Consider the following 26078-nt stretch of genomic DNA (forward strand, 5'->3'; position numbering starts at 1 on the left):
TATTTTCTCCCTCAGTGCAGTACAGGCGATGTGATGTGACGGGCGCAAAGTTCATCCATCACCGCGAGCCCGAGAAAGGACAGTGACGGCGCGGCTTTCAGTGGCCTGGCTTCCATTAAATCTTCCAGTAATGCACAGGCAATCTGACGGCCTTTTTCCTCGCCGTGCTGGCGCAGATAGAAGCCCTCCAGTTCGGCGGCAATGGCGCTTTCCAGTGCGTCGAGGGTGAGGTGCGGGTAACGGCACTGATGTTCGCACAGGGTCAGCCACGCACAGGCCACGGCGCGGCGATACAGTGCGGTACGTAATACGGGCGGTAATGGCTGTTTCATACGTTGCCCTCCCCGGTCAGCCAGCGCTGATTGCAGCGCTCGACCACGCCGTCGAGCTGGGCGGTCATGAGATAAATCACGGAGGTGAGCTGTAACTGCTGCACCGGGTCACGACGAACGGTCGCGCAATCCTGTTCCTGCATCAGATCACCGACGAGCTGGCCGACGTTTCGCATATGCTCAAGGCATTCGAGGTCACGGGCGGTAATGGTGGTATGTCTCATGCGCACACCTCCGCAACCGGCAGACGGCCAGCGAACGAGAGGACGTAATCACGAACGAGGGAAAGGCGTGCGGCGTGCTCATCACCGGCAACAGTGCGGAGCATAAAAATACGGGGTTTACGGTCGGCGCGACGAACGGCGGCAAACAAAAAGACAAACTGCGGGTGTGACGGGGTGAGGGTCGTAGCCATAGGGGCAACCTCCATTGAGTAGCGGTTAACGCTACCACCGGAGTTCTCACGCCCGGCTGCCGATTTTGCGACAGCGGGAAAACTATACCTGGAAACGGCGAAAAGAAGCAAGCCAGAAAAAGGGGCTGTTTGCTGAACGGTCATCATCATGCGTCATAGCCCCGGTTACGCTCGGCAATGCGATCTGCCATCCATGCGGTGATCTCAGAGTGCGCCCACGCCACGTTTTTTCCTCCGAGGCTGATTTGTTTCGGGAATGCCTCCCTACTGATGAGGTCATAAACAGTCGAACGAGACAGGCCGCATAAATGCATCACTTCGGGCAGACGAATAAAACGCTCATGAACGGCGTCAGAGGCCGGCATTAGAGGCGCGGCAGGAGCAGAAGACGGGGAAGAAAAAGCAGTGTGCATCGGGCTACCTCACAAAGTCCATACAGTGCCGGTCGTGTCCGTCCGGCTTCGGGTAGCTCTCTATTTTGTGAATATTTTCCCTCAGGGCAACAAGTCATTTTGCACCGCATACCACCGCAACAAATCGTTAACAAGTGAGTGGCAAACAGTGGCAAACGTTGGCCCTTCTTTGGCAAATGTTGGCAAACTGGTGGCCTATCCACGATTACTTTTATTTATAGATATTTAATTTTTAATCGCTAAAAAGTCTAAGCAGTGAAAAACAGATGAGTGAACAGTAGTGAACAGTCGGTGAACAGTTACACCCTCAACTGTTCACCACTTATCTTGCTGTATTACTTATCTTTTTATTTTCAGTGAACAGTAGTGAATAGTTAATAGTAAAAAAACAAACAGTGAGTAAGGCTTTCCTGAGACCTTTCTCTGGCCAGCCGGGTTTTAAGGTCTGTTTGTGCCATTTTTGCCACAACGGCAATGAATCGTGTTGTTGTGTCTGGCGCGGCAGAATCTCCTCAGATTGAAACGAAGAGGAGACCCGACATGACTCAGACCGCTGTTTTTCCCGACTACCTTAAAACCTCGATAGAACGCCTCGAAACGGCTAGAGAGGCACATCTTGCCAATGCCCGACGCATGGATGAAACCACGACGGCCATCAGCCAGGTGCAAACGCAAAAAAATGAACTGGAGCAGGAAAACGGCAATGATTCCGGTACATGGCGTGCCGCCTTTCGTGCCGGTGGTGCAGTCATTACCGACGAGCTGAAACAACGCCATATTGCTCGCGTGGCACGGCGAGAGCTGGCGCTGGAATGTGACAACATGGCTGAGGTGCTGTCTTTCGAGCTGGACAACCTTAAAGGAGACTGTGACCGCACGGCCAAAGCATACCGTCAGGCACATCACGGCGTCCTCAGTCAGTATGCCGAGCATGAACTCGAAGCTGCCCTGCGTGAAAGCTGCGGCGCGCTCGTCAGGGCAATGAAACTCAGCATACTGGTTAAAGAAAATCCGCTTGCCAACACCATCGGGCATCAGGGCTATGTCAAGCCAGAGCATGCCATTATGCAGCAGGTGAAAACGTGGCTTGAGCAGGCGGTGAAGGGCTGCAATATCCGTCTGACTGATGAACCTGTGCTGTTTAAAACAGGTCTGTCAGCCTCTTCGCTGCCGCATATGGAGCATGACGTTGCGACCACGCCCGGCCAGCGAAAAGTCTGGCAGGAAAAAATGCGGGAACGTGAAGCCGACCTGAAAGTACGAGGGTTACTGTCATGATGCGCTGTCCTTTCTGCCGCACGGCGGCCCACGTTCGCACCAGCCGCTATATGTCTGACAGCGTCAAAGAGAGTTACCTGCAGTGCCAGAATGTGCAATGCTCGGCGACATTCAAAACGCATGAGTCCATCTTTGAAGTGATACGTTCTCCGGTCGTCGATGAGAAACCCGCACCGGTGCCGACAGCACCCGCAGCTCCACGTCAGGTGAAAGGCTGTTACAGCTCACCGTTCCGCCATTAATCAGGAGAGACACCCCGTGACCACCCTGACCTTACAGCAGGCGTTTGAGACCTGTCAGACGAACAAGACCGCATGGCTGAACCGTAAAGCCGAACTGACCGCCGCAGTGCAGGAATATCAGGCATTATTGCTGGATGACAACGCATCAGGCTCCCGCAGATTACAGTCACTGCGTGACCTGATTGACGTAAAAAAATGGGAGGTTAATCAGGCCGCCGGTCGCTACATCTTCTCGCATGAGGAAGTGCAGCGCATCAGCATCCGTAACCGGCTGCACGATTTTATGCAGCAGAGCGGCGCAGAGCTGGCCGCCACACTGGCACCCGAGCTGATGGGGATTAAGAACCAGCCTGCAATGTTAAAAAGTCGTGCGCTTGACCGTTCATTAGCATACCTGCGTGAAGCTCTATCGGTCTGGCTGGCCGCAGGAAATGAAATTAATTATTCCACACAGGATAAAGACATTTTAACGGCCATCGGATACAGGCCTGACGCGCCTTCGCGAGATGATAATCGTGAAAAATTCACCCCAGCACAGAGCATGATTTATACCCGTCGACGCGCCGAACTGGCCGAGCAGTAACCTGTCAAAAAATCCCCATAATTCCCGCCATTTTTCCCGAATTAAGCCATGCATCCAAAGGGTGCATGGTTTTGCATGCGCTTTCCTGCGCCTGTACTCCCGACCAGCGCCAGTCACGGCGCGGCCTGAGGCCACCTTTGCACCTGCATTAAAAGCGGCCTCTTAAGCGGGCAGGCGTGGCGGGGAGAGCATTGCGCGCAGATTATGTTGCAACTAAAAATCAAGATTTCTCAGGTTAAACTTTATGTGCCCAAGCATGCGTTTAATTTCATCAGGTGTAGCATCGACTGGACAGTTATCCAAAAACTCACTAAAACTTATTATTGCTGCATCATCAAAAGATTCCCACTCAGCAAATTTATATGAAAAACGACATAAGTCACATGATATAAGTGTGTGTTTACCTTTATCTGGATTCAAAGGAAGATAAATTCTCTTACCCTGCAAAATTACCACCTCCATGTTCTCTGAATACTTATCAAAATGAGGATGGATAATTTTGAAATACTTCTTATCATTAGGATAAACTTTTGTACGAAATTTTGGATCAGACAACATTTCGTGATTATCCTTAGGATTATTACACTCTCGACATGCAATAGCTAGATTTTCCGGCTCAAGCAAATATTCTGGATACGATGCTTTTGGCAAGACATGCTCTATATCCCATGTGTAACCATGAGTCTCTTTCTTTTCCATTCTGCAATAAGCACATTTGTACCCCTGCTCTTTCAAATAGAACTCTCTTATTGTTTTCCTGACCTCAATAATATCACCTTTAGTAGCATTCCATATATTATGATCCTTTAGATCATAATCCTCTATCATTTTTTTATACTTCCCCTCCGGAATGATTTTTTTCATATCAACCAACCAAAGCATTCGCTTGTTTAATGAGATACATCACAGGATCTCTTTCATCAAGGTGCTCTCTAAGACTGTTTGCCAATGCTAAGTTTTTTAAATCAGAAGAATTTAACTTATCATTTTCTGACACTTTTGAGATAATTACCAACAATGTCCTAATCAGATATTCATTTTTAAAACCAGGTGACTGAAAGATTTCCGCCAATTGAAAATCTGCTGATTTCATAAAGGAATCATGTTGGAATAACTGTTTATCCTCTAGCGAAAGTATATAACCATTTCTATCCCTTAATCCAGATACTATCTGTGGGGAGTGAGTTGCTATTAAAAAATGACACCCACTAAATAATGAAAATACATCTTGAAGGAGTTTAATAAATTCTAACTGCCACTCGGGATGTAAACTAATTTCAGGTTCATCTATACAAACAAGGGAGTTATTTTGAATACTGCTCAAGATACCCAAGATGATAAGCAACATACATTGCTGACCGGAACTAAAAGTTGACAAACCTAATCTTTTTTTCTCTGTTAATCCATTGAAGGAAATTTCACTCACCTGAAGTATATCCCAGTCCAACAAGAAGTGAATGCTATCTAACTTAGAGAAACTCTCAAATTTAAGTTCATTGTAATTAAGCTGTACGGTTATTTTCTTTGCATCATGACCAAGATCAAGATCATTTAGTCTTCCCCTTACTTCATGAACAAATGAAACCCACATATTAGTATTGAATAATTTTTGATATCTTTCTGAAACGGCTAAGTTTTTTCTCATAGTCCTTTTTAGCATATCCTTAGCAAAATCCTCATACCTACGCTCTTTCATCAGCCCTGTATTAATATTTAAGGATAATGACACATTAATATCCGTTCCAAAACCTAAATATTTGAGGAGATAATCTAAACTTCTTACTCTATTTGTCTCTTCATTATTCTTATCCAATATTGTTAATAAAAAACTCTTAATGATTTCATTGAATGGATTACCTGGGTTTTTGACTCCATGATAAGAATAATTTCCAATAAAATTATTATTTTTACCTGCATGCATAATAGTTGGGAATCTATCAAATTTTCCGGTCGATATTGCAATTACTCTTTCCGGTCTATCAGAATACCATCCTGAAAATTTAACATGCGAATTTTCCTCTCTGAAAATTGAGGCATTTATAGCTTTACTTAGTAAACGACTTTTACCGCTCGAGTTTCTCCCTGTAATGACAGTGAATACATTCTCCAAGTCATTAATATCATGAATCATAGGAAGCCATTTACCATCTTGTAAAATATTTAAAATTCTAAATGTCATATCTTTCACCTAAAATAAAATCTGAGTACCATTGGAGCATAACATTTCTATTTTCTAAGTAATTAGCATGGTTATATGTGCCACGTATAGAGTTCTTATCAACATGGGCGAGTTGAATTTCAATCCAAACTGATTCAAATCCTTTCTCATGCAAAATAGTAGACAGCGTGTGCCTAAAACCATGCCCAGTGACTTTTCCGCCATAACCAATGCGTTTGATAACCTGATTTATACTCGCTTCACTCATAGGCTTGTTCGGATCGTTCCGCCCCGGAAAAACATAACGATAGTTCCCTGTCATTATCTTGAGTTCATTAAGTAAATCTAACGCTTGAGTCGACAATGGTACAAGATGCGGCCTGCGCATTTTCATCCTTTCAGCAGGAATTTCCCAAATAGCGTTACCCAGATCAAATTCTGACCACAATGCAGCTCGTAATTCGATGGTTCTCACGCCCGTAATCATCAGTAATTTCGTGGCTATCTGGACAAGCTTACTCCCGGTATAACCCTCTAAGGCACGCAGAAATTCGGGTATCTCATCAGCTTTTAGGAACGGGAAATGATTTGATTGGTGTACTTCGAGAGCGCTGGAGAGATCCGACGCAGGATTGTACTCCGCCCTACCCGTTGCAATTGCGTAGCGAAACACTTCGGAGCAACGCTGCCGCACTTTGCGCATTTTCTCCAACGCACCACGTTTCTCAATTTTACGCAGTACGTTCAGCAGCTCTAGCGGTTTAATCTCTCCCACAGGCCTTGTTCCAACATAAGGAAAAATGTCGTTCTTAAACGCTTCCATGATGTCTGATGCATATCCTGCCGACCATTTAGCAGATTTAAGTTGATGCCACTCTCTGGCTATCTTTTCGAAGGCGTTCTCTGACTCTGTTTGCAGAGCCAGCTTTTGCTCTTTTCGAATCTCACTAGGGTTCTTTCCTTCTGCCACAAGTTTTCGAGCTTCATCACGACGGGAACGAGCATCGGCAAGGGTGATCGTTGGGTAAACGCCAAGCGAGATCATCTTGGGTTTACCGGCATAGCGATAGCGGAATCGCCAGCTCTTGCTTCCATTAGGTTCTATAAGCAATGACAAGCCTTGCCCATCCCCAAGCGTATAGGGTTTATCTTCAGGCTTAGCGCGGCGAATCTGCATATCGTTTAAAGGCATGTGTATAGGAATCCAGGACCGAACAGGAACATATACACAATCCTATACACATTCTTTATCGGATTCTACTGGATGGTTGCGGACGATGATGGACTAAAAAGCGGTAAAATCATTATAAATCAGGGTGTTTATGGATGAGTACGGACGTTTGGGGAAGTTGAGATGGTGCCGATAATAGGAGTCGAACCTACGACCTTCGCATTACGAATGCGCTGCTCTACCAACTGAGCTATATCGGCCCTGAAGAGGACATCTTCACGAATGTGAATCACGGGGTAAAAGGTTAAAACTAAGTGGAGGGGGCGTCAATGCCCTCTTGTACCGAATGGCTATTTTTCCAGCGCCTGCATGGTATTAAGCATCAAATTGTCCACTTCTACGACGATCATTGACCTGAATTGTGCCGGGTATTGGCGCGAGCTGCTCTTTAGCTACACGCTTTCAAAACGCTATCACTGCAGCCTATAAGAGCCGTAAAAAATGCTAACGGTATGCAACTAAAGGTAATGGGCCAACCTTAGTAGTTGTCAGCTTTCCCCTAAATGATAAGATCAGTCGCGGTTAATAACAGGATGATGCAGTGAAAAAAATACTTTCTAATCCCGCATTGAAATATGTAATGGTGGGGTTATTGAATACAGCAATAACTGCGGTGGTGATATTTTTATTAATGTCTGCCGGGGTTGGAGTATATCTATCAAATGCCATGGGATATGTGGTAGGTATTCTCTTTAGTTTTGTGGTTAATTCGTTGTTTACCTTTTCAATAGCGCTGACCGGCAAACGGTTTATAAAGTTTCTGGCATCTTGTGCAATGTGCTGGGTAGCTAATATTATAACAGTTAAAATATTTTTATTAATATTCCCTGATTTGATTTATATATCTCAGTTATGTGGCATGATTGTTTACACAATTGCTGGTTTTTTAATTAATAAACTCTGGGTGATGAAATAATGAAACAACCAAAGTTGGCTATTGTTGTGCCATGTTATAACGAGGAAGAAGTATTCAGTCACTGCTTATCTGAATTACAAGCGGTTCTGGCGGAATTAGTCACGGCAACACTGATTTCAGCTGATAGCTATATTTTATTCGTTGATGATGGCAGCTGTGATTCAACGTGGCAGTTGATTGCTCAAGCATCGATGGATTACTCAACGGTTAAAGGGGTTAAGCTTTCAAGAAATCGTGGTCATCAGGTAGCCCTGGTTGCGGGTCTTGAGGCCGCCGAATCGGATATTACTGTGAGCATTGATGCAGATCTTCAGGATGATACTTCTGTTATTGCATTAATGGTTAAAGAGTACCTCAATGGTAATGAGATCGTATATGGTGTACGTAATGATCGGGCATCTGACTCTCCATTTAAAAGAAAAACCGCGGGTCTCTTTTATAGTTGTATGAAGTGGATGGGCGTTCAGCAGATTCCTCAGCATGCCGATTTCAGATTGTTAAGCGATCGCGCTAAAAAGGCGTTGCTGAGCTTTAAAGAGCAAAATTTATATTTACGCGGATTAGTGCCACTGATTGGTTATCGTTCCACTCAGGTTGCATATTCGAGAACAGTTCGTCTGGCTGGTGAGTCGAAGTATCCATTAAAAAAAATGCTTGCCCTGGCAATTGAAGGCATCACTTCTCTGACCATTACCCCATTAAGGATTATCGCTATCTCAGGGTTTGCGATCAGTATTCTTTCGGTGTTTGCAGCAATTTATGCGCTGTTTGAGAAATTCTCAGGAAATACCGTTGAAGGGTGGGCCTCAGTTATGATCGCTATTTTCTTCCTCGGCGGTGTACAGATGCTATCGTTAGGCATCATTGGTGAGTATGTCGGTAAGATATATATGGAGTCTAAAGGTCGTCCTAAATATTTTATCGAAAAAACAACGCAGCAGAAGGTTGATGATGAATAACGGAAAAATAATCAGTAGAATACAGTATGTGGTTTTCATCGCCATATTATCAGTACTTTGTTATTCCTTTGTGGCAAGTGAAAATCAGGCTTATACATGGGATTCCAGATTTTACTGGGTAGTATGGAATGAGTATACTGGCTTACTGCATGACTCATTTAGTCAATGGCTTGCTAGTATAAAATATTCAGTCTATTCAGCTGATTATAACCCTTTGCCAGTCATTGCACTGATCCCGTTTAACTATCTGCCGATAGGAAATCGGGAAGCTTACATATTGGGTGTGTATATTCTTTATTTTTTACCATTTGCTTATATTGCAATGCGTTTGTTTGCGACTGCTGCAGGTGTGGACAACAAATACCAGCCGTATATCTTTGTTTTTCTGGCAAGTTTTATTCCTTTTGTCACACCAACCTTGCGCGGCTATCCTGATATCATAGGAATGATTCCACTATCGCTGTGCTGCTTGATTTTGTTTAAAGTTAATATCTTAAAATACCAGGGAGCCCGTTTTGTATTACTTGCAATCGCAATGGGAGTATTACTATGGTTGCCCTTTGCATTCCGGCGATGGTATGCCTATAGCGTAGTTTCCTTGTTTGTTACGTTGCCTTTTTTGAATACATTTTTGTTTGGTGAAGCGGCCAGGTTTAGTAAGGAAAGAATATTTAAATACTTTATTTTCTTTACTCTTTCTGGGCTGGTAGTGATCTTTTTAGTCTGTGTTTTTCAGTTCGAACTGGCTGAGAGAATACTGACGACAAACTATTCTGATATTTATTCTGCATACAAGGCGACAGAGCAAGCAACGTTCTTTATAACCCTGAACTATGCTGGTTTATATTTGCTGCCATTAATTGTTTTGGGAGGCTTGTATATTGTTTTCGGAACCAGTTTTCGGCTTAAAGTTCTTTGTGCTTTTGCATTAGCTAATTTTATTATCACCTATATTATATTTACCCGAACACAGACACCAGGGATGCAGCATGGAATGCCATTCTGTTTTTGGTTGGCAATACTCGTGCTTTCGGCTTTAAAACTATTCTTTGACAGGTTAAACAAAGGACTGGCGATAACACTTACGATCGCATTCTCATTACTTACGGTTGCAGTCTTTATTAGCACATATTCAAAACCATTCGGTAAACCGGAATTAGTCAGCCGCTATCTTCCTGGCAAAGAGTATCCTCTCAGATTAGAAAACTTTGACCATTACCATGAGCTGATTGCCTTTATGAGTGCGCGTGTTGAGCCAGATGATAAGGTGGCTGTTTTTGCATCCAGCGGTTCACTTAATAATGATCTGTTTTCAGCCATATCACCGGCATCGTTTGTCAGCCATATCGCCAACGTCTCGCAGGTAGATTTGCGTGATAAGCTGGCTACTGAAGCCTTTAGTTCTCGTTATGCGATTGTGACCGATCCAGCTCAAACGCATCTTGGAATTCATGGACAACAGGTTATATATCTGCCAAATAATCTTATCCTGGAAGGTAAGGGAATTGGTGCCGCTTATAAAAGAGTCAGTCAGCCATTTATACTTAGCGGCGGTGTTCAGGCATACGTCTATGAAAAAATCAGACCGTATACAATCGATGAATACAGAAGCATGATTGATGAATTTTCCCGTTCCTACCCCTCATGGAAAGCGGAGTATGAAAATAATCTTACAGAGAGTTATCTAAGCGCGGCAGTGGAGAAAGGCGACACCTGGGGGCAGTTTAGTATGTATCGTGAAGGTCGAATCTACGCCCACCCAGGCGCAACAACACCGACTATTGTCAGGATGTTCGTCGGGGAATATGACACCTTACGTATTACGTCAGTCAATAAAAACTGCGGGAAAACTGACGGAGTGAAAGTGATTATCAAAGATGCGACGCATCGTGTAGAAAAGCATATTGCCACAGCAGAGAGCGTGGTTTTTGATATGCGCGACTTTCACAACAAAGATATTACCTTGATTATTGATAATAATGGTTCTTCTGCTTGTGATAGCCTGGATATTAACCAGTAAAGAAAAAATGGGGGCAATCGCCCCCATTTTACTACCGTTGCCGATTTGACTTAACCACGAATCGTATCGTTGCCGAAACCAATCCACTTGTAGGTGGTTAACGCTTCCAGGCCCATCGGGCCGCGCGCGTGCAGCTTCTGGGTGCTGACCGCCACTTCTGCGCCGAGGCCAAACTGGCCGCCGTCGGTAAAGCGGGTAGAGGCGTTAATGTATACCGCCGAGGAATCCACTTCGTTGATAAAGCGGTTGGCATTGCTCAGCGTACGGGTCAGGATGGCATCAGAATGCTGGGTACCGTGCTCGCGGATATGGGCGATGGCCTCGTCGAGGCCAGCGACCACTTTGACATTCAGATCCAGCGACAGATACTCATCGTTGTACTGCTCCGCCTTCACCGGCTCGACGTTTGCCGGGCCGTTTTGCAATACCGGCAGGGTGGCGGCGTCAGCATGCAGCGTCACGCCGCTTTCCGCCATCTGTTGGCTCAGGGCTGGCAGGAAACGGTCGGCAATATGCTGATTCACCAGCAAGGTTTCTACCGAGTTACAGGCGCTTGGGCGCTGAACTTTGGCATTGACGATAATCTTCAGCGCTTCAGCTATATCGGCCGAATCATCAATATAGATATGACACACGCCAATCCCGCCGGTGATCACCGGGATCGTGGACTGCTCGCGGCACAGCTTGTGCAGACCGGCGCCGCCGCGTGGGATCAGCATATCGATGTACTTATCCATCTTCAGCATCTCGCCAACCAGCGCGCGATCCGGATTCTCAATCGCCTGGACCGTCGCGGCCGGCAGCCCGCACTCCTCCAGCGCCCGCTGAATCACTTTCACCGTGGCGGCATTGGTGCGCCAGGTCTCTTTCCCGCCGCGCAGAATCGCGGCATTGCCGGTTTTCAGGCACAGGGAAGCAACATCGACGGTGACGTTAGGACGGGCTTCATAAATCACCCCCACCACGCCCAGCGGCACGCGGCGGCGTTCGATGCGCAGACCGCTGTCCAGCAGACCGCCGTCGATCACCTGGCCAACCGGATCGGCCAGATTGCACACCTGGCGAACATCGTTCGCAATGCCGCTTAGACGCGCCGGGTTAAGCGCCAGGCGGTCGAGCAGCGCCTCGCTTAAGCCATTGGCGCGCGCTTCCGTCAGGTCTTCGGCGTTGGCGCGCAGAATCTCTTCACTCTGCGCTTCGAGATAATCGGCGATCTTTTCCAGCACCTGATTCTTTTCACGGCTGGAGAGTTGCGCGAGTTTGTAAGAGGCCGCCTTGGCAGCAATGCCCATTTGTTCCAGCATTTTCAGCTCCTTAACGGATAATCATATCGTCACGATGGACGGCAACCGGGCCGTATTCATAGCCCAGAATGGCATCAATCTGCTGCGAGTGCTGGCCGGCAATCAGGCGCAGCGCATCGCTGTTATAGCGGCTGACGCCGTGGGCAATATCGCGACCTTCGCTATTGCGGATGCGGATAACTTCACCGCGGGAAAAGTTACCGGTGACGGTTTTGATGCCTTTTGGCAGCAGGGAGCTGCCGCGTTCCAGAATCGCCTGGGTGGCGCCGGCATCCACGCTAATTTCACCCGCCGGCGGGGCACCGAAGATCCAGCGTTTGCGGTTCTCCAGCGGCGATTCCTGCGCGTGGAAGCGGGTACCGACCGACACGCTCTCCATCACATCGGCAATCACACCGGGACGGTTGCCGGCGGCAATAATAGTGTCGATACCGGCACGACAGGCGACATCGGCGGCCTGCAGCTTGGTTCCCATACCGCCGGTGCCCAGGCCGGAAACGCTATCGCCGGCGATGGCGCGCAGGGCATCATCAATGCCGTAGACATCTTTGATCAGCTCTGCCTGCGGGTTATTGCGCGGGTCGGCGGTGAACAGACCCGGCTGGTCGGTCAGCAGCAGCAGCTTATCGGCGCCGGCAAGGATCGCCGCCAGCGCGGAGAGATTGTCGTTATCGCCGACTTTAATCTCGGCGGTCGCCACGGCGTCATTTTCGTTAATGACCGGCACGATGTTGTTATCGAGCAGCGCGCGCAGGGTATCGCGGGCGTTGAGGAAGCGCTCGCGATCTTCCATATCCGCACGGGTCAGCAGCATCTGGCCGACGTGAATACCATAAATGGAAAACAGCTGTTCCCACAGCTGGATCAGACGGCTCTGTCCGACCGCAGCCAGAAGCTGTTTCGACGCAATGGTCGCGGGCAGTTCCGGGTAGCCGAGGTGCTCACGCCCGGCGGCAATGGCCCCGGAGGTCACAATGACAATACGGTGGCCCATTGCGTGCAGCTGTGCGCATTGACGCACTAATTCGACGATATGGGCGCGGTTCAGGCGACGGGATCCGCCCGTTAAAACACTGGTGCCCAGTTTTACCACCAGCGTCTGGCTATCACTCATGATTCTCTGCCGTTCAAAAGGAATATCGATATCGAGCTGATGTTGTAACAGGACTCAGGCCGCTTGCCAACACCTGGCGTATTGGGCGAGCCACTTTATTGCGCGAGATCGGGCATTGTGGCGTAACACGATGACAAATTTATGACGGAAACATCTAAACACTCTTTTTTATAAAAAGTTCCACATTGTCATAAATTTTTAATATCGGAGCGTTAAAAAACCTCCTGTTTTTCACGGGGCCTTCGCCCGGAATTGATTAGCGCGTATAAATAAATCACCAGGACTGAATAATGAAAAAGAGCTCACTGGCATTAATGATGATGGGTCTTGTCGCTTCTTCAGCTACACAGGCAGCAGAAGTTTATAATAAAGACGGCAACAAACTGGACGTGTATGGCAAAGTCAAAGCGATGCACTACATCAGCGACTATGACAGTAAAGATGGCGACCAGACCTATGTTCGTTTCGGCATCAAAGGCGAGACCCAGATTAATGACCAGCTGACCGGCTACGGTCGTTGGGAATCTGAATTCTCCGGTAACAAAACGGAAAGCGACTCCACCCAGAAAACCCGTCTGGCCTTTGCCGGCCTGAAATTGAAAAACTACGGTTCTTTCGATTATGGTCGTAACCTCGGCGCCCTGTATGACGTTGAAGCCTGGACCGATATGTTCCCGGAATTCGGCGGCGACTCTTCCGCACAGACCGACAACTTCATGACCAAGCGTGCCAGCGGTCTGGCAACCTACCGCAATACCGATTTCTTCGGCGTGGTGGATGGCCTGGATATGACTCTGCAATATCAGGGCAAAAACGAAGGCCGCGAAGCGAAAAAACAGAACGGCGACGGCTTCGGCACCTCGTTAAGCTATGACTTCGGCGGCAGCGATTTTGCCATCAGCGCGGCCTATACCAGCTCTGACCGTACCAATGACCAGAACCTGCTGGCGCGCGGCGTGGGTAAAAAAGCGGAAGCCTGGGCGACCGGTCTGAAATATGACGCCAACAATATTTATCTGGCCACTATGTATTCTGAAACCCGCAAGATGACGCCAATCAGCGGTGGTTTTGCCAATAAAACGCAGAACTTTGAAGCCGTTGCTCAGTACCAGTTCGACTTCGGCCTGCGTCCGTCCCTGGGCTATGTGCTGTCAAAAGGCAAAGATATTGAAGGCGTTGGTAACGAGGACCTGGTGAACTACATCGACGTGGGTCTGACTTATTACTTCAACAAAAACATGAACGCCTTTGTTGATTATAAAATCAACCAGCTGAACAGCGATAATAAACTCGCTATCAATAATGACGACATCGTCGCTCTGGGTATGACTTACCAGTTCTAATCCGCGACCGCCGCAGGAGACTCCCGCGGCGGTTAGCAGGCTGAACAAAAAACCGCAGCGTTATTGCTGCGGTTTTTTATTGAAAAGGATTAATGATTTTTAGCCAGGTGCTGATGGTCGCTATTCATGGTGATCTGCGCGTTATATTCTTTCGGCAGGCGACGCGCCTGGTAGAAGACCGAGTTCCAGTAAGGGTTGTCCAGCGAGGAGCGCATGACGCCCTGGCTGCTGGAAGCGTGCAGGAAGTTGTGCTCGGTGTCATAGAAACCGACGTGCATCCCGCCACGAATACGGAAGAATACCAGATCCCCCGGACGGAGCTGCTGCTTGCTGACGCGGACGCCCATATGCAGGAGATCGCTCGTTGTTACGCGCTCCATGGGCAAATTGAAGCGGTCCTTGAGCGTTCGCCAGACGAAGCCGGAACAGTCGACGCCGCTTTGCTCGGTACCGCCCCATTCATAGGGGGTGCCGTGCCAGGTGTGCATTTGATCGTGCAGGGCGGCAACCACCGGAATCAGATCGTCAGATCCGCTATCGATCGGGGCGTATAGGTGTTTGGCGGCGGTTTTTGGCGGATGTTTAGATGAAGATGAGCATCCTGCCAAAATTAAAAAAGGCACCAATAATAAAGCGTGAGCAAGTTTAGGCGTCATATCGTTATTTTTCGTGAGGGGGAATGGGCCGTGGGTATTTATAGCGTATCCGCCATATTGTCAGAATGGTTAGCTGAAAAATTTACGAAACCTTACGTAGAGTAAACTTGTTACTTCACGTTTTTCATTGCTCCAGTTAAATATAAGAGAAAAATCTGTGGTGTCGCTTGTTAATAAATTATTTCACCATGAAACACTATTTCGCGATCGCATATAAGACGCATCTGATGTTAATGACTCTCTTCTCTTCGCGGAAGGTGAAAGATCCTCATCATCCGGCCATTGCGCGCCGGGGGCGGCGTCCAGTACTTTGTCCGCTCCAGGTCCCTGTGAGGCAAGCTTATGCATCTCGATTTTCGCCAGCTGCGCAACTTTGTCGCGTTGGTTGAATACGGTAGTTTTCACCGCGCCGCCGAGTCGGTATGCCTGTCGCAATCGGCCTTCAGCCGCAGTATTCAGTCGCTGGAGCTGAGCGTCGGCCATCCCTTATTCGACCGGCAGAATAAGCTGCCGACGCTGACGCGACACGGGCAAACGCTGCTGCCTTACGCCCGCCGTTTCCAGGAGCTAAACATTGAGCTGAGCAGCCTGCTGGGAGAAACGGACGATAGCGAAAATGGCGAAGTGGCGTTCGGTTGCGGCCCGGCGCCAGCGGCGCGCCTGATCCCGGCGGCCATCGGTGAGTTTCATCGCCGTCTACCGCAGGCGAGGGTGCGTTTTCAGGTCGATAACTGGTTTGCCCTGCATCACGCGCTGACGACCCAGCAGTTTCCCTTCGTGGTGGCCGACAGCTGGCATGCGGAGCTGGATCCGCAGCTGCGGGTCCAGCCGCTCAGCCCGCAGCGCTGTTTCTTCATCTGTCATGCCGACCATCCCCTGGCGCAGAGCGGGCCGGTGGCTATTGAGGAGATGCTGCGCTACCCCTTTGCCGCGCCCTATCTGCCTCCGGGGGTGCGAAAAGTGCTGGCAACGCTCAGCCAGCAGCAGGATTTCACCCCGGCGATTCAATGCGATCACGTCTACGCCTTGCTGTCGACGCTGGCGCACACTCAGGCGATAAGCTTTGCCAGCGAAGACGGCTTCGCCCTGTGCCAGCACAGCCATCGCCTGGTGAAGCTGGAGCTCAGCAACCTCCCGGAAGAGTGGCGGCTGATGCAGACCCGCTTTGCGGTGATCTCCCCGGTTCATGCCGCGCTTTCGCCGCTGGTCGCCAGGTTTATCGATATTATCCTGCATACCGACCGCCAGCATCAGATCCCGCTGCTGGCGCAGGAGGAGGGGGCTTAGCCGGCGTCCGCCGCCTGGCCCTGGCTATCATACTGCGGCCAGTGGTTTTCCAGCTGCAGAGTCTTCAGCGCCCGTTCGACAAACTGCCCGTCTGCCCACTGCGTCACCGCAAAGGCGTTGCGAATGAGGCGACCTGTTTTGGCCTGCTCGACGCTGCTGCTGAAGCTGTCGGCCAGGAAGGGGTCGATGCGCGGCGAAGTGCTGAAGTTGAGATCCTGCGGCTGCAGATCCTCAAGGAACAGCGCCTGCGGAATTTGGCTCTGCTGCGCCATCTCCGCCGACCAGGCCTCGCGATTCGCCGGGTTGCTGATTTCCGCCGCGTTTTTCACCAGCACGTCAATAACTTGCTGGGTAGCCTGCGGCCAGGCCTGAATAAAGTCCTGAGTTCCGAGAAAAGCCGCCTGGGTGGTATTCTGGCGACCGGAATCACCGCTTTTCACCACCACGTCAATCTTATCGCCGCGCAGCGCCAGCAGCGAGACGCCGCCCCACACCGCATCCACGCGACCGGCGGCCAACGCGGCTTTCCCGGCGCTCCAGTCCAGATTAATGACCTGCATATTGCGTTCGCTAAGTCCGACGGTCTGCAAAGCGCGATCGAAGGCCAGCTGGTCTGCGGTACCGCGATACACTGCCACGCGTTTCCCTTTCAGGTCCGCCAACTGTTTAATCGCCGATGCTCTGGTGACCGCGAGGTAGGATTCCGACCCGCGGCTGCCCAGCAGCAGACGGGTTGGCAGGCCGTTGGCTTTGCCGATAATCGCCGCCAGATCGCCGAGATAGACAAAATCGAGCTGCTGGTTGGCCAGCGCTTCATTCACCGCCGGGCCGGCGCCCTTAAAGAACTGCCACTGCACCTCCACGCCCTGTGGTTTAAACACCGCCTCCAGCTGATGACGGATAAACGCCATCCCGACCGGCCCTTCAATAAACGGTTTGCTGCCGGCACTTTGATCCGGCACGCCAATGCGAATGGTTCGCAGACTCTCGGCCTGCGCGCTGGCCATCAGCGTGACCACGGCGACCAGCGCCAGCGCCGTACGGGTAAAAATAGCTTTCATCATTGGTGGTGACTCCCTGAGTTTTTTCTCACCCTAAAGAGGCTCACCGCGTACTGTTAAATGCTTTTATTCGCAGAGCAAAGGCAAAAATAAGCTAAATCAGAGCCCGCCTGTCCGCCAGGCTGAGATGCATTTGTTGCATCGGGATTATTCAGCAAACGCAATGAAAACAGACGGTGAGGACGGTTTTATAGGGTGATGATTTCACTCAAAACGGACCGCTATGTCGCAGATGATCTTGAAAAGACGCAGGTACTCTTGGCCTGCTATCAGGCTAAACGGCTGGCCCCTGCTGCTGCCGGCGCTGATCGCGCTGCTGTGGCACATCGCCGCCGTAAAGCGCTGGATGCCGGAGCAGATCCTGCCCGCCCCGGCGGTCGTCGCCGATACCGCGCTGTCGCTTCTCAGCGGCGATCTGCTGGCGCAATGGGGGTTTAGCCTTCAGCACCTGGCCGTCGGGCTGCTGCTGGGCGTGGCGGCGGGTACCCTGCTGGGGGCGTTGTTTGGTCTCGTACCGGCCGCGGCTCAGCGGATAGAACCGCTATTTTATGCCTTCGCGCAGATCCCCACCCTGGGCTGGATCCCGCTGTTTATGGTGCTGTTTGGCATCGATAACGGCCTGAAGCTGGCGGTTATCGTCAAAACCACCCTTGTCCCGATGACCATCCATACGCAACTGGCGGTCACCAGCGTCTCGCCAGCGCTGGGGGAAGCGGCGCAGGTGATGAATTTTTCCCGCTGGCAGCGGCTGCGCTGGCTGGTGATTCCCGCGAGCCTGCCGGGCTGGTTTACCGGCCTGCGGCTGGCGTTATCTCAGGCCTGGGTGTCGCTGATTGTTGTCGAGCTGCTGGCCTCGTCTGAAGGAATCGGCTACCTGATGGTCTGGGGCCGCCAGCTGTTTCAGCTGGATATTGTCTTCGTCACCATCGCGGTGGTCGGGCTGAGCGGGCTGTTGATGGAGTGGGCGACCAACCGGGTCTATGCCCGTCTGGTCTTCTGGCCGCAGCCCGCTACCGGGCGGTTGGCCTGGAAGCCGCAGGCCAGCTGGCATGCATTCCAGCTGCCGCTGATCCTGCTGGCGCTGTGGCAACTGGCCAGCGGCTGGGGCTGGATCGACAGCACGTTATTCTCCTCGCCGCTGGCGGTGGCGCAGCGCTTTATGGCCGGAGCGGCCAGCGGCGAGCTGCCCGCCGCGATGCTGGCCAGTCTCGGACGGGCCTTTGCCGGCGGCGCGCTGGGGATCGCTATCGGGCTGCTATGCGGGTTGCTGCTGGCCCTGCGCCCGCGAGCCGGGCAGATATTGACCCCGACGCTGAACGTCCTGCGCCATATCGCGCTCTTTGCCTGGCTGCCGCTGCTGACCGCGTGGGTGGGCAACGATAACGGCGGCAAAATCGTATTTATCGCCCTGGCTTCTTTCTTCCCGATGTTTTTTAGCACCTTGCAGGCCGTCAGCCAGCGCGATCCGCAGCTTGATGAAGTGGCGAAGGTGCTGCGCTTTGGCCCGTTGACCCGCCTGCGGACGCTGATTTTACCGGGGGCGGCGCCGGGTATATTTGCCGGTCTGCGCCTGGCGTTGATTTATGCGTGGCTGGGCAACATCGGCGCGGAATATTTCATGTCCTCCGGGACCGGTATCGGCAGCCTGATGATCAACGCCCAGCAGCTGCTGGATATGCCGACCATTCTCTGCGGCATGGTGCTGATTGGTATCACCGGCGCCGCGCTGGATAAAGCCGGACGTTTACTGGAATCTCGCGCCACCCGCTGGCGCCAACGGGAGCAACGATGACCGACTCGACCCTGGTTTCTTTTCGCCATGTGCATAAATCCTGGCAACAGGTGACGGCACTGCAAAACTTCAGCCTCGATATCGCCGCCGGCGAGCTGGTGGTGCTGGTGGGTAGCAGCGGCTGCGGCAAGTCCACGCTGCTGCGGATGTTGATTGGCCTGGAGCCGGTGACGCAGGGGGAAATCCGCGTTAACGGCGAGCCGGTACGCGGCGTGGGCAAAGAGCGCGGCATTGTCTTTCAGGAGCCGCGGCTGTTTCCGTGGCTGACGGTGATCGACAACGTGATGCTGGGCCTCGCGGATGAAAAGCTGAGTCGTGGGGTGAAGCGCCAGCGCGCGCTGGCGATGCTGGAGCGCGTGCAGCTACAGGAGTTCGCCCATGCGCTGCCATCCCGGCTTTCCGGCGGGATGGCCCAGCGGGTAGCGATTGCCCGCGGGCTGATCGCCCGGCCGCAAATTCTGATGCTCGATGAGCCTTTCGGCGCGCTGGATGCCCTGACGCGCCATACCCTGCAGCAGGAGCTGCTGCATATTCATCGCCGCACGGGGACCACCACGCTGCTGGTGACTCACGATGTGGAAGAGGCGGTGGCGCTGGCCGACCGGGTGGTGGTGCTCTCTCCCCGTCCGGGACGGATTCGTGAGGTGGTGACGCTGGCGTTGCCCCATCCGCGACAGCGCGATGATGAGTCGTTCTCCGCCGCCTGCCGGCAGATTCGTACCTTGATTACTTGTGCCTGATTTGACTATTTAAGGAGTGACAACATGGGACATCCTTCCGTCTACCCGACCGGCGCCACGCTCTACGATCCGCAGCGCGCGTGGAGCGGCTATACCGTTTTTCAGGCCACCGAACGCGGGGCGATTCTGGTCGATATGAATGGCAACGTGGTCCGCGAATGGCCCGAACTGCACGGCTTTCCGAATAAGATCCTGCCCGGGGGGGCGATCCTGGGCCACAGCGGCGAACGCGATCCCCGCTACGGGATGCAGGATATGCTCGACCTGATTCAGGTGGACTGGGAAGGCAATATCACCTGGAAATTTGACCGCTATGAACAGGTGAGCGACCCGGGTCACGCGCCGCGCTGGATGGCGCGCGCGCACCATGATTATCAGCGTGCCGGGAATCCGGTGGGCTATTACGCCCCGGGGCTTGAGCCGCAGGTTGACGGCGGCAATACCTTAATTCTGGCCCACACCAACCTGGTGAATGAAGAGATTTCCGATAAGCTGCTGCTTGATGACACCATCATTGAGGTCGACTGGCAGGGCAATGTGGTGTGGGAATGGCGCTGCAGCGATCATTTCCACGAGCTGGGCTTTGACGAGGCGGCGCGCGCGGCGCTGCGCAATAACCCCAATATGCGCGCCAGCGGCGGCGGGATGGGCGACTGGATGCACATCAACTCCATGTCGGCGCTGGGACCAAACAAATGGTATGACGCCGGCGATGCGCGCTTCCATCCTGACAACATCATCTGGGATGCCCGCGAGTCCAATATCATCGCCATCATTGATAAACAGAGCGGTAAGATTGTCTGGCAGCTTGGCCCGGACTACAGCACGCCGCGGTTGAAGCATCTGGGGTGGATTATCGGCCAGCACCACGCGCATATGATCCCCCAGGGATTACCCGGGGCTGGCAATATTCTGATCTTTGATAACGGCGGCTGGGCCGGGTACGGCGCCCCCAATCCGGCGTCGGCGGACGGGGTGAAAAACGCCTGGCGCGACTATTCGCGGATCCTCGAGATCAACCCGGTGACGCTCGATATCGAATGGCGCTACTCGCCGTATGAGGCGGATCTCCCGCAGCCAACCGACTCGTATCGGTTCTATAGCCCGTATATCAGCAATATGCAGCGCCTGGAAAACGGCAATACCCTCATCAACGAAGGCTCCAACGGCCGCATTTTTGAAGTGACCCGCGATCATGAAATCGTCTGGGAGTATATTTCGCCATTCTGGGGCAAGACCTTGAATAACAACATGGTTTACCGCGCCTATCGTATTCCGTATGCCTGGATCCCGCAGCTGGCGCGGCCGTCCGAAGTGCCGATTGCGGCGGTTGACGTGCGGACTTTACGCCAGCCCGGCGCCGCAGCGGCAGGTCCGGCGCAGAGCGTGGTGCGCGTCGCCGGCGTGCAGCCCTACAGTAAGAGCGCCGATGCGCTGTGCGTGGCGACCGATAACGATACCCTACGCCGCAGTCCGAAACTGTTCCGGGTGGCGGAGAGCCGCTTCACGCCGCTAAACGCGGAAAGCGAGCTCTCCGGCGAGTCTGAATCTCCGCTGCTGTTGTTCGTCGGCGCTGAACGCTGCGTCCACTGCCGTAAGCTGTGGCAGCTGTTGGGTCATGCGAGTCTCGCGAACCACCTGGCGGCGCTGGAGACACGCTATCTCGATGCCGATCGCCATCAGCAACTGGCGACAGCGCTGGGGGTCCGTGGTTTACCTGCGCTGCTGATGGTGAAATCGGGTCAGCCGACGGCGCGGGCCCCGGCGGACCTTTCCGTGGAAAGCCTGCTGGACTGGCTGCAGAGCGCGGCTCTGTGACCCCGTCTGGATAGGGCGCGGCTGCGGCGTCAGACCGGGCCGCCGTTCATCTGGCGGGCAAACGCGGTGGGCGCCTGGCCGATCGTTTTACGAAACATGCTGGTAAAGGCCGCCGGATGTTCATATCCCAGGCTGAGCGCCACGTCGGTAATGGTTCTGCCTTCCCGCAGCGCCGTCAGGGCGTACATCACGCAGGCCTGCTGGCGCCAGTCGCGAAATGCCATGCCGGTCTGCTGGCGAAACAGGCGATGAAAAGTCCGGGCGCTTTTATTCAGCCTGGCGGCCCACTGTTCCGGCGTACTGTGAATATCCGGCTGGCGCAGAAAGTCGCTGCATAGCGCAACCAGCGGCGCACTTTGCGGAAGTGGGGTAAACATCGGCAGCGGAGAGGCGGCTTTCAGCTCATGCAAAACCAGTTCGATTAATGCGCCATCATGTCCGTCTTCGTAGTAAAGCAGCGGTAGCTGGCAGGCGCTCAGCAGCAGCTGATGTAACAGGGGAGAGACCTGCAACACCTCGCAGCGTTCTCCGGCACGCGGCGCCGCATCCGGTTCGATGTACAGGCTGTGGGTGCTGACCCCCGGCATCAGCACCCGGTGTGGGCGGGTGGCCGGGATCCACACGCCGCTGTAGGGGGGAACCAGCCACTGCCCGTCATCCGTCTCCACCTTCATCAGTCCGTTCATGGCATAGAGAAACTGCGCCCGGCGATGGCTGTGGCGCTCCAGCTGCGTATTCGCCGGGTAATCGCTGCCCAGCGCCAGCACCCGGCGCGGGAGGTCATCGACATCGTTCACCGCAATATTGCGCATGACACATCCTTCTGGCTGAAAATCGTAAGATGATGGCTTTTAATCGTAAGTCAGCCATGTCGCTATTCTATATCGTGATGACTCTGAACGGAGGAGAATCGAATGATAGGCTGGCTTTTTATCTGCGGTGTAGCGTGTGGCGTCACGACCTGGCTGTTTGGTTTTGGCGGCGGTTTTGTCACCGTACCGCTGATCTCGTTTCTGGTGACCGCAGTGTGGGGCGCGCAGAGCGATGTCGGCGGGCAGGCGATGCACATTGCGGTAGCCACCTCTGCGCTGGTGATGCTTTGTGCAGCGCTGCTGGCAACCTGGCGCCATCTTCGCGGTGGAACGCTGCGCTGGCGTCCTCTGCGGATGATGTTCGTGGGCATTGCCCTCGGCGGGATCGCCGGGGCGTTGCTGGCGCTCTCGGCGAACGGGCGGTGGCTTCGCTGGCTGTTCGTCGGCTATCTGCTGGTGACCATTCTCGACTGCTATTTTCGTCCGGGTTTTATGGCCCCTGGCGTCCGGCGTTCTGCGCCGGTTGCCGCGCGCGAGCTGACGACGGGCGGTGTGATTGGCCTGATTGCGTCGTTTCTTGGCGTCGGCGGAAGCGTCATGACCGTTCCGTTAATGCGTCGTCGTGGCGCGACGATGCCGGAAGCGGCGGCCACGGCCAATTTGCTGACGCTGCCGCTGTCGGCGAGCGCTACCGCCACGTGGGTGGCGATGAGCGGCGTGTCGCCCGCAGGGCTGCCGGCAGGATTTTTGGGCCATATCTGGCTGTCGGCCGCGGCGTTGCTGGTCGCCGGGAGCTGGCTGGGGCTGCGGTTAGCTGCCCGTTGGCTGACACGTCTGCCGGATCGCTGGCACGCGCGGATTTACCCGCTGTTGCTGATAGCGGTACTGCTGGTGATGATCTTGCAGGGATAGCCGAAGGGCGACATTTATGCCGCCACGGTGCGCGGCATATCGCCGCCGATCCGCTAATCTGACCCGTTTTTCCTCTCTTTTTGCTACCCTTTGTCCGGTGCGCAGGCGAGTCATTCTCCTGTCATCTTGGTTAAGCATGCTCTGGCGAGCCAATTTTGCTGATTAGGGAAAATGAACAATGTCCAAAAATCTGACGATTTTCGATCTGGATAATACCTTGATTAAGGGCGACAGCAGCACGGTATGGAGCCGGTTCCTGGTGCGGGAAGGGTGGGTGAGCGATCCGGCGTATCTGGCGCGGGAGGCGATGCTGATGGACGATTACGATCGCGGCGAAATGAATATCGCCGACTACGTTGCCTTAATCCAGGCGCCGCTCATCGGCGTGCCGAAGGCGGAGGTCGATGCGCTGGTGGCGCGCTGCGTGCAGCAGGATATTATGCCGCGCGTCTATCCGCAGGCGTGGGATCTGCTGCAAACCCTGCGGGCGCAAGGCGAACAGATGCTGGTGATTTCGGCCTCGGTTAGCCTGCTGGTGCAGGCGGTGGCCTCGGCGTTGGGGATTGAGCAGGCGTTAGGTATCGACGTGGAGATGGCCGACGGCGGCTATAGCGGAGTGATTGCCGGTACGCCAAGCTACCAGCAGGGAAAGGTCGTGCGGCTGGCGGCGTGGCAGAAAGCCTGGCCGCACGAGAGCGGCGAGGTGACCTTCTATACCGATTCGATAAATGATCTGCCGCTGTGTCTGCATGCTGACCATGTCCGGCTGGTTAACCCGTGTCCGCAGCTGGCGGCGGTGAATGCCAGCCACAACTGGCCGGTGCTGGAATGGCGGCTCTGAGCAGGTCCCCGCGACCGCAGAAGCCGTAGCCCCGGTAAACGCAGCGCGACCGGGGAACGGGTTACTCCGCTTTGAACAAGGGCACCACGTTGCCGCCAATATAGCGGCGGCGTAACCACGCCGAGAGCGTATCCATCGCCATGACCACGATCACCAGCAGCAGGGTGATAAACATCACCACGTCCCAGTTCCACAGGCGCATGTTTTCCGCATAAATCAGGCCGATACCGCCGGCGCCGACGAAGCCTAACACTGCGGCGGAGCGGGTATTCGACTCAATCTGATACAGGCTCAGCGCCAGAAACGTCGGGAAAGACTGGGTAAAAATGCCGAAGCGGTGCTTCTGCAAGCCGTTGGCGCCCACGGCGGTCAGCCCGCGCCCCGGTGAGCGGTCAACCGCTTCATGTCCTTCGGCATACAGCCGCCCAAGCAGTCCGGTATCCTGCATAATAATCGCCAGCACCCCGGCCAGCGGCCCGAGGCCCACGGCGCGGACAAAAATCAGCCCCCAGATGGCCATATCAATGCCGCGCAGCACGTCAAACAGACGGCGCATCAACAGAGCGATAAATCCGGGAATCAACCCGCGCATAATGTTACGTGCCGCGAGGAAAGAGAGCAGCAGCGCAATCACCGTGGCGGTCAGAGTCCCGACGAAGACAATCGCCAGAGTGATGCCGATTTGCGTGAAGTAGTAGGCAAACGGCCAGTTGAAAAAGTCGTGCCAGACGAACATCCGCAGCAGATAGCGGCTAATTTGCTGCAGGCCGCTGGTGAGCTGTTCGCCGCTGATGCCAAACTGGCTAAAAAACCAGACGTAGTAAAGTAAGCCCGCCAGCGTCAGCAGACCGACGAAGCGCAAATAGCGCCCCTGGGCTTGATACAGTTGTCGATGCTGGCGGCGGCTGGCGGCGACATCCGGTTGGCTTTGCCATAGATTCATTTTTTGCCCTCAAGAACCCACTGTCGCAGGCGGCCGGACAGCATATCCAGCAGCGACACCACGATGATGATCAGCAGCAGCGTGATGCTGACCTGATCGTAACGATCCAGCTTGATGTTGGTCATCAGTTCCTGACCGATCCCGCCGGCGCCCACCAGCCCAAGAATGGTTGACGAGCGAAAGTTAATCTCCAGACGCATAAAGCCGTAGGAGAGAAAAATCGGTTTGACCTGCGGCCACAGCGCGAAGCGAATGCGCTGGATCGGTGAAGCCCCGCAGGCCATCAGGCCGCGTACCGGTTTGTCCTGCGCGCTTTCCACCGCTTCGTAAAACAGCTTGGTCAGGCTGCCGATGGTATGCAGCATCAGGGCCAGAAATCCGGGAATGGCGCCGATGCCGAAGGCCATCACGAAAATCACCGCCCACGCCAGCTCCGGCATGGTGCGTAAAAATGCCACCACCACGCGGATGGCGAAACGCAGCGGCGGCGGTGACCAGGCGTTATTAGCGGCGAGGAACGCCAGCAGCGTCGCAATGACCACCGCAATCAGCGTGGAAGCCAGCGCCAGCTGTAATGTTTCCCAGATCAGCGGCAGTTGAATCGGCAGACGATAGCCCCAGTAGGCCAGCGAGCCTTTGGTGTGGACATCGGCGAACAGAGCGCTGACGTGGAGCGTCGGCAGCGTCTCAAACATGTAATCGAGAAAATTCGGCAGAGAGCGCCAGATAGTGAAGAGATTAAATTCCGCGGCGCTGCCGGCGGCGAAATAAAGCACCAGCAGAAGCACAGACCAGCTAAAGGTATCGCGCTTTTGTCGCGCTCGTACCTGCTGGTAATAACGTTCAAATTCGGTATTCGGTATATTCATACGTCGATGGGTCTTCAGTATGCCGCCGCCTCACGCGGG

Annotated in this window: 27 protein-coding genes and 1 tRNA gene; 13 read left to right on the plus strand and 15 right to left on the minus strand. The window is 53.2% G+C overall.

Annotated elements, in window-relative coordinates; translation table 11 throughout:
* Nucleotides 1–11 precede the first annotated feature (11 nt).
* Genes MC50_RS13560 through MC50_RS13575 form a run of 4 tightly spaced genes read right to left on the minus strand, consistent with a single transcriptional unit; the run spans nt 12 to nt 1160 of the window.
* Nucleotides 12–332 carry a DUF5375 domain-containing protein gene (locus MC50_RS13560; protein ID WP_047664124.1) on the minus strand — a complete coding sequence of 107 codons (321 nt, stop codon included), beginning with the start codon at nt 330–332 and terminating at the stop codon, nt 12–14.
* Nucleotides 329–556 carry a hypothetical protein gene (locus MC50_RS13565; protein ID WP_032421909.1) on the minus strand — a complete coding sequence of 76 codons (228 nt, stop codon included), beginning with the start codon at nt 554–556 and terminating at the stop codon, nt 329–331. Before MC50_RS13565 ends, MC50_RS13560 begins: the two co-directional genes overlap by 4 nt.
* A complete protein-coding gene (locus MC50_RS13570) occupies nt 553–897 on the minus strand; it encodes a host cell division inhibitor Icd-like protein (protein WP_047664127.1) in 345 nt (114 codons plus the stop codon). Before MC50_RS13570 ends, MC50_RS13565 begins: the two co-directional genes overlap by 4 nt.
* Complete coding sequence (locus MC50_RS13575; RefSeq protein ID WP_047664129.1) at nt 894–1160, minus strand: helix-turn-helix transcriptional regulator; 267 nt, start codon at nt 1158–1160, stop codon at nt 894–896. Before MC50_RS13575 ends, MC50_RS13570 begins: the two co-directional genes overlap by 4 nt.
* Nucleotides 1161–1700: 540 nt before the next feature.
* On the opposite strand from MC50_RS13575, the gene MC50_RS13580 reads away from it, so the two are divergent.
* From MC50_RS13580 to MC50_RS13590, 3 genes are read left to right on the plus strand one after another with little or no spacing between them, the layout of a single operon-like run.
* Nucleotides 1701–2438: a hypothetical protein gene (locus MC50_RS13580; protein WP_047664130.1), complete on the plus strand. Its 738-nt coding sequence runs from the start codon at nt 1701–1703 to the stop codon at nt 2436–2438.
* The gene (locus MC50_RS13585) at nt 2435–2680 is read left to right on the plus strand and encodes an ogr/Delta-like zinc finger family protein (protein ID WP_047664132.1); all 246 of its coding nucleotides are present in this window, start codon (nt 2435–2437) and stop codon (nt 2678–2680) included. The genes MC50_RS13580 and MC50_RS13585 overlap by 4 nt, the downstream gene beginning before the upstream one ends.
* A gap of 16 nt (nt 2681–2696) precedes the next feature.
* Entirely contained in the window at nt 2697–3263 is a 567-nt protein-coding gene (locus MC50_RS13590) for a phage polarity suppression protein (RefSeq protein WP_047664135.1), read from the plus strand.
* A 213-nt stretch (nt 3264–3476) separates the two neighbouring features.
* Here the strand turns inward: MC50_RS13590 and MC50_RS13595 are convergent, their stop codons facing one another.
* The 4 genes from MC50_RS13595 to MC50_RS13610 form a co-directional block, all read right to left on the minus strand.
* A complete protein-coding gene (locus MC50_RS13595) occupies nt 3477–4127 on the minus strand; it encodes an HNH endonuclease (RefSeq protein WP_190306305.1) in 651 nt (216 codons plus the stop codon).
* Nucleotide 4128: 1 nt separating this feature from the next.
* Entirely contained in the window at nt 4129–5442 is a 1314-nt protein-coding gene (locus MC50_RS13600) for an ATP-binding protein (protein WP_080748445.1), read from the minus strand.
* Nucleotides 5432–6613 carry a tyrosine-type recombinase/integrase gene (locus MC50_RS13605; protein ID WP_047664137.1) on the minus strand — a complete coding sequence of 394 codons (1182 nt, stop codon included), beginning with the start codon at nt 6611–6613 and terminating at the stop codon, nt 5432–5434. The genes MC50_RS13600 and MC50_RS13605 overlap by 11 nt, the downstream gene beginning before the upstream one ends.
* 163 nt (nt 6614–6776) lie before the next feature.
* A tRNA-Thr gene (locus MC50_RS13610) sits at nt 6777–6852 on the minus strand.
* Nucleotides 6853–7193: 341 nt separating this feature from the next.
* Between MC50_RS13610 and MC50_RS13615 the strand changes: the two genes are divergently transcribed.
* From MC50_RS13615 to MC50_RS13625, 3 genes are read left to right on the plus strand one after another with little or no spacing between them, the layout of a single operon-like run.
* The gene (locus tag MC50_RS13615; protein WP_032700724.1) at nt 7194–7568 is read left to right on the plus strand and encodes a GtrA family protein; all 375 of its coding nucleotides are present in this window, start codon (nt 7194–7196) and stop codon (nt 7566–7568) included.
* Nucleotides 7568–8527, plus strand: coding sequence for a glycosyltransferase family 2 protein (locus MC50_RS13620; protein ID WP_032700723.1), 960 nt, complete (start codon nt 7568–7570; stop codon nt 8525–8527). Before MC50_RS13615 ends, MC50_RS13620 begins: the two co-directional genes overlap by 1 nt.
* Complete coding sequence (locus MC50_RS13625) at nt 8517–10547, plus strand: hypothetical protein (protein WP_223306610.1); 2031 nt, start codon at nt 8517–8519, stop codon at nt 10545–10547. The genes MC50_RS13620 and MC50_RS13625 overlap by 11 nt, the downstream gene beginning before the upstream one ends.
* 50 nt (nt 10548–10597) lie before the next feature.
* Here the strand turns inward: MC50_RS13625 and proA are convergent, their stop codons facing one another.
* Nucleotides 10598–11851, minus strand: a complete 1254-nt coding sequence (proA, locus tag MC50_RS13630) for a glutamate-5-semialdehyde dehydrogenase (RefSeq protein ID WP_032700722.1) — start codon at nt 11849–11851, stop codon at nt 10598–10600.
* A gap of 10 nt (nt 11852–11861) precedes the next feature.
* On the minus strand, nt 11862–12965 hold the full coding sequence (gene proB, locus MC50_RS13635) for a glutamate 5-kinase (protein WP_004858334.1): 1104 nt from the start codon (nt 12963–12965) through the stop codon (nt 11862–11864).
* A 290-nt stretch (nt 12966–13255) separates the two neighbouring features.
* Between proB and phoE the strand changes: the two genes are divergently transcribed.
* The gene (gene phoE / locus MC50_RS13640; RefSeq protein ID WP_032689340.1) at nt 13256–14308 is read left to right on the plus strand and encodes a phosphoporin PhoE; all 1053 of its coding nucleotides are present in this window, start codon (nt 13256–13258) and stop codon (nt 14306–14308) included.
* 89 nt (nt 14309–14397) lie between these two features.
* Here the strand turns inward: phoE and MC50_RS13645 are convergent, their stop codons facing one another.
* Nucleotides 14398–14964, minus strand: a complete 567-nt coding sequence (locus MC50_RS13645; protein ID WP_047664142.1) for a C40 family peptidase — start codon at nt 14962–14964, stop codon at nt 14398–14400.
* Nucleotides 14965–15306: 342 nt separating this feature from the next.
* Here MC50_RS13645 and MC50_RS13650 point away from each other — a divergent pair, with 342 nt between their 5' ends.
* The gene (locus MC50_RS13650) at nt 15307–16251 is read left to right on the plus strand and encodes a LysR family transcriptional regulator (RefSeq protein ID WP_047664145.1); all 945 of its coding nucleotides are present in this window, start codon (nt 15307–15309) and stop codon (nt 16249–16251) included.
* Here MC50_RS13650 and MC50_RS13655 read toward each other — a convergent pair.
* Nucleotides 16248–17315: an ABC transporter substrate-binding protein gene (locus MC50_RS13655; RefSeq protein ID WP_047664147.1), complete on the minus strand. Its 1068-nt coding sequence runs from the start codon at nt 17313–17315 to the stop codon at nt 16248–16250. The two genes, MC50_RS13650 and MC50_RS13655, sit on opposite strands and share 4 nt — an antisense overlap.
* 220 nt (nt 17316–17535) lie before the next feature.
* Between MC50_RS13655 and MC50_RS13660 the strand changes: the two genes are divergently transcribed.
* The 3 genes from MC50_RS13660 to MC50_RS13670 are packed head-to-tail and all read left to right on the plus strand — an operon-like array spanning nt 17536 to nt 21662.
* Nucleotides 17536–19104 carry an ABC transporter permease gene (locus tag MC50_RS13660; protein ID WP_047664150.1) on the plus strand — a complete coding sequence of 523 codons (1569 nt, stop codon included), beginning with the start codon at nt 17536–17538 and terminating at the stop codon, nt 19102–19104.
* Nucleotides 19101–19844, plus strand: coding sequence for an ABC transporter ATP-binding protein (locus MC50_RS13665; protein WP_032689335.1), 744 nt, complete (start codon nt 19101–19103; stop codon nt 19842–19844). The genes MC50_RS13660 and MC50_RS13665 overlap by 4 nt, the downstream gene beginning before the upstream one ends.
* 24 nt (nt 19845–19868) lie before the next feature.
* Nucleotides 19869–21662 (plus strand): aryl-sulfate sulfotransferase, encoded by a 1794-nt coding sequence (locus tag MC50_RS13670; protein ID WP_047664153.1) that lies wholly within the window; start codon nt 19869–19871, stop codon nt 21660–21662.
* 29 nt (nt 21663–21691) lie between these two features.
* On the opposite strand, the gene MC50_RS13675 is transcribed toward MC50_RS13670, so the two are convergent.
* On the minus strand, nt 21692–22474 hold the full coding sequence (locus MC50_RS13675) for an AraC family transcriptional regulator (RefSeq protein WP_047664156.1): 783 nt from the start codon (nt 22472–22474) through the stop codon (nt 21692–21694).
* 102 nt (nt 22475–22576) lie between these two features.
* Between MC50_RS13675 and MC50_RS13680 the strand changes: the two genes are divergently transcribed.
* Together MC50_RS13680 and MC50_RS13685 are read left to right on the plus strand one after the other, a co-directional pair.
* Nucleotides 22577–23386, plus strand: a complete 810-nt coding sequence (locus tag MC50_RS13680) for a sulfite exporter TauE/SafE family protein (protein WP_032689332.1) — start codon at nt 22577–22579, stop codon at nt 23384–23386.
* Between the two features lie 178 nt (nt 23387–23564).
* Nucleotides 23565–24227: an HAD family hydrolase gene (locus tag MC50_RS13685; RefSeq protein ID WP_032696588.1), complete on the plus strand. Its 663-nt coding sequence runs from the start codon at nt 23565–23567 to the stop codon at nt 24225–24227.
* A gap of 61 nt (nt 24228–24288) precedes the next feature.
* Here MC50_RS13685 and phnE (MC50_RS13690) read toward each other — a convergent pair whose 3' ends face one another.
* Both phnE (MC50_RS13690) and phnE (MC50_RS13695) read right to left on the minus strand, forming a co-directional pair.
* Nucleotides 24289–25170: a phosphonate ABC transporter, permease protein PhnE gene (phnE, locus tag MC50_RS13690; RefSeq protein ID WP_032696587.1), complete on the minus strand. Its 882-nt coding sequence runs from the start codon at nt 25168–25170 to the stop codon at nt 24289–24291.
* Nucleotides 25167–26039: a phosphonate ABC transporter, permease protein PhnE gene (phnE, locus tag MC50_RS13695; RefSeq protein WP_046853051.1), complete on the minus strand. Its 873-nt coding sequence runs from the start codon at nt 26037–26039 to the stop codon at nt 25167–25169. Before phnE (MC50_RS13695) ends, phnE (MC50_RS13690) begins: the two co-directional genes overlap by 4 nt.
* Between the last annotated feature and the right edge of the window lie 39 nt (nt 26040–26078).

Origin of the sequence: Klebsiella planticola (genome assembly GCF_000783935.2) — a bacterium.
Lineage (GTDB): Bacteria > Pseudomonadota > Gammaproteobacteria > Enterobacterales > Enterobacteriaceae > Klebsiella > Klebsiella planticola.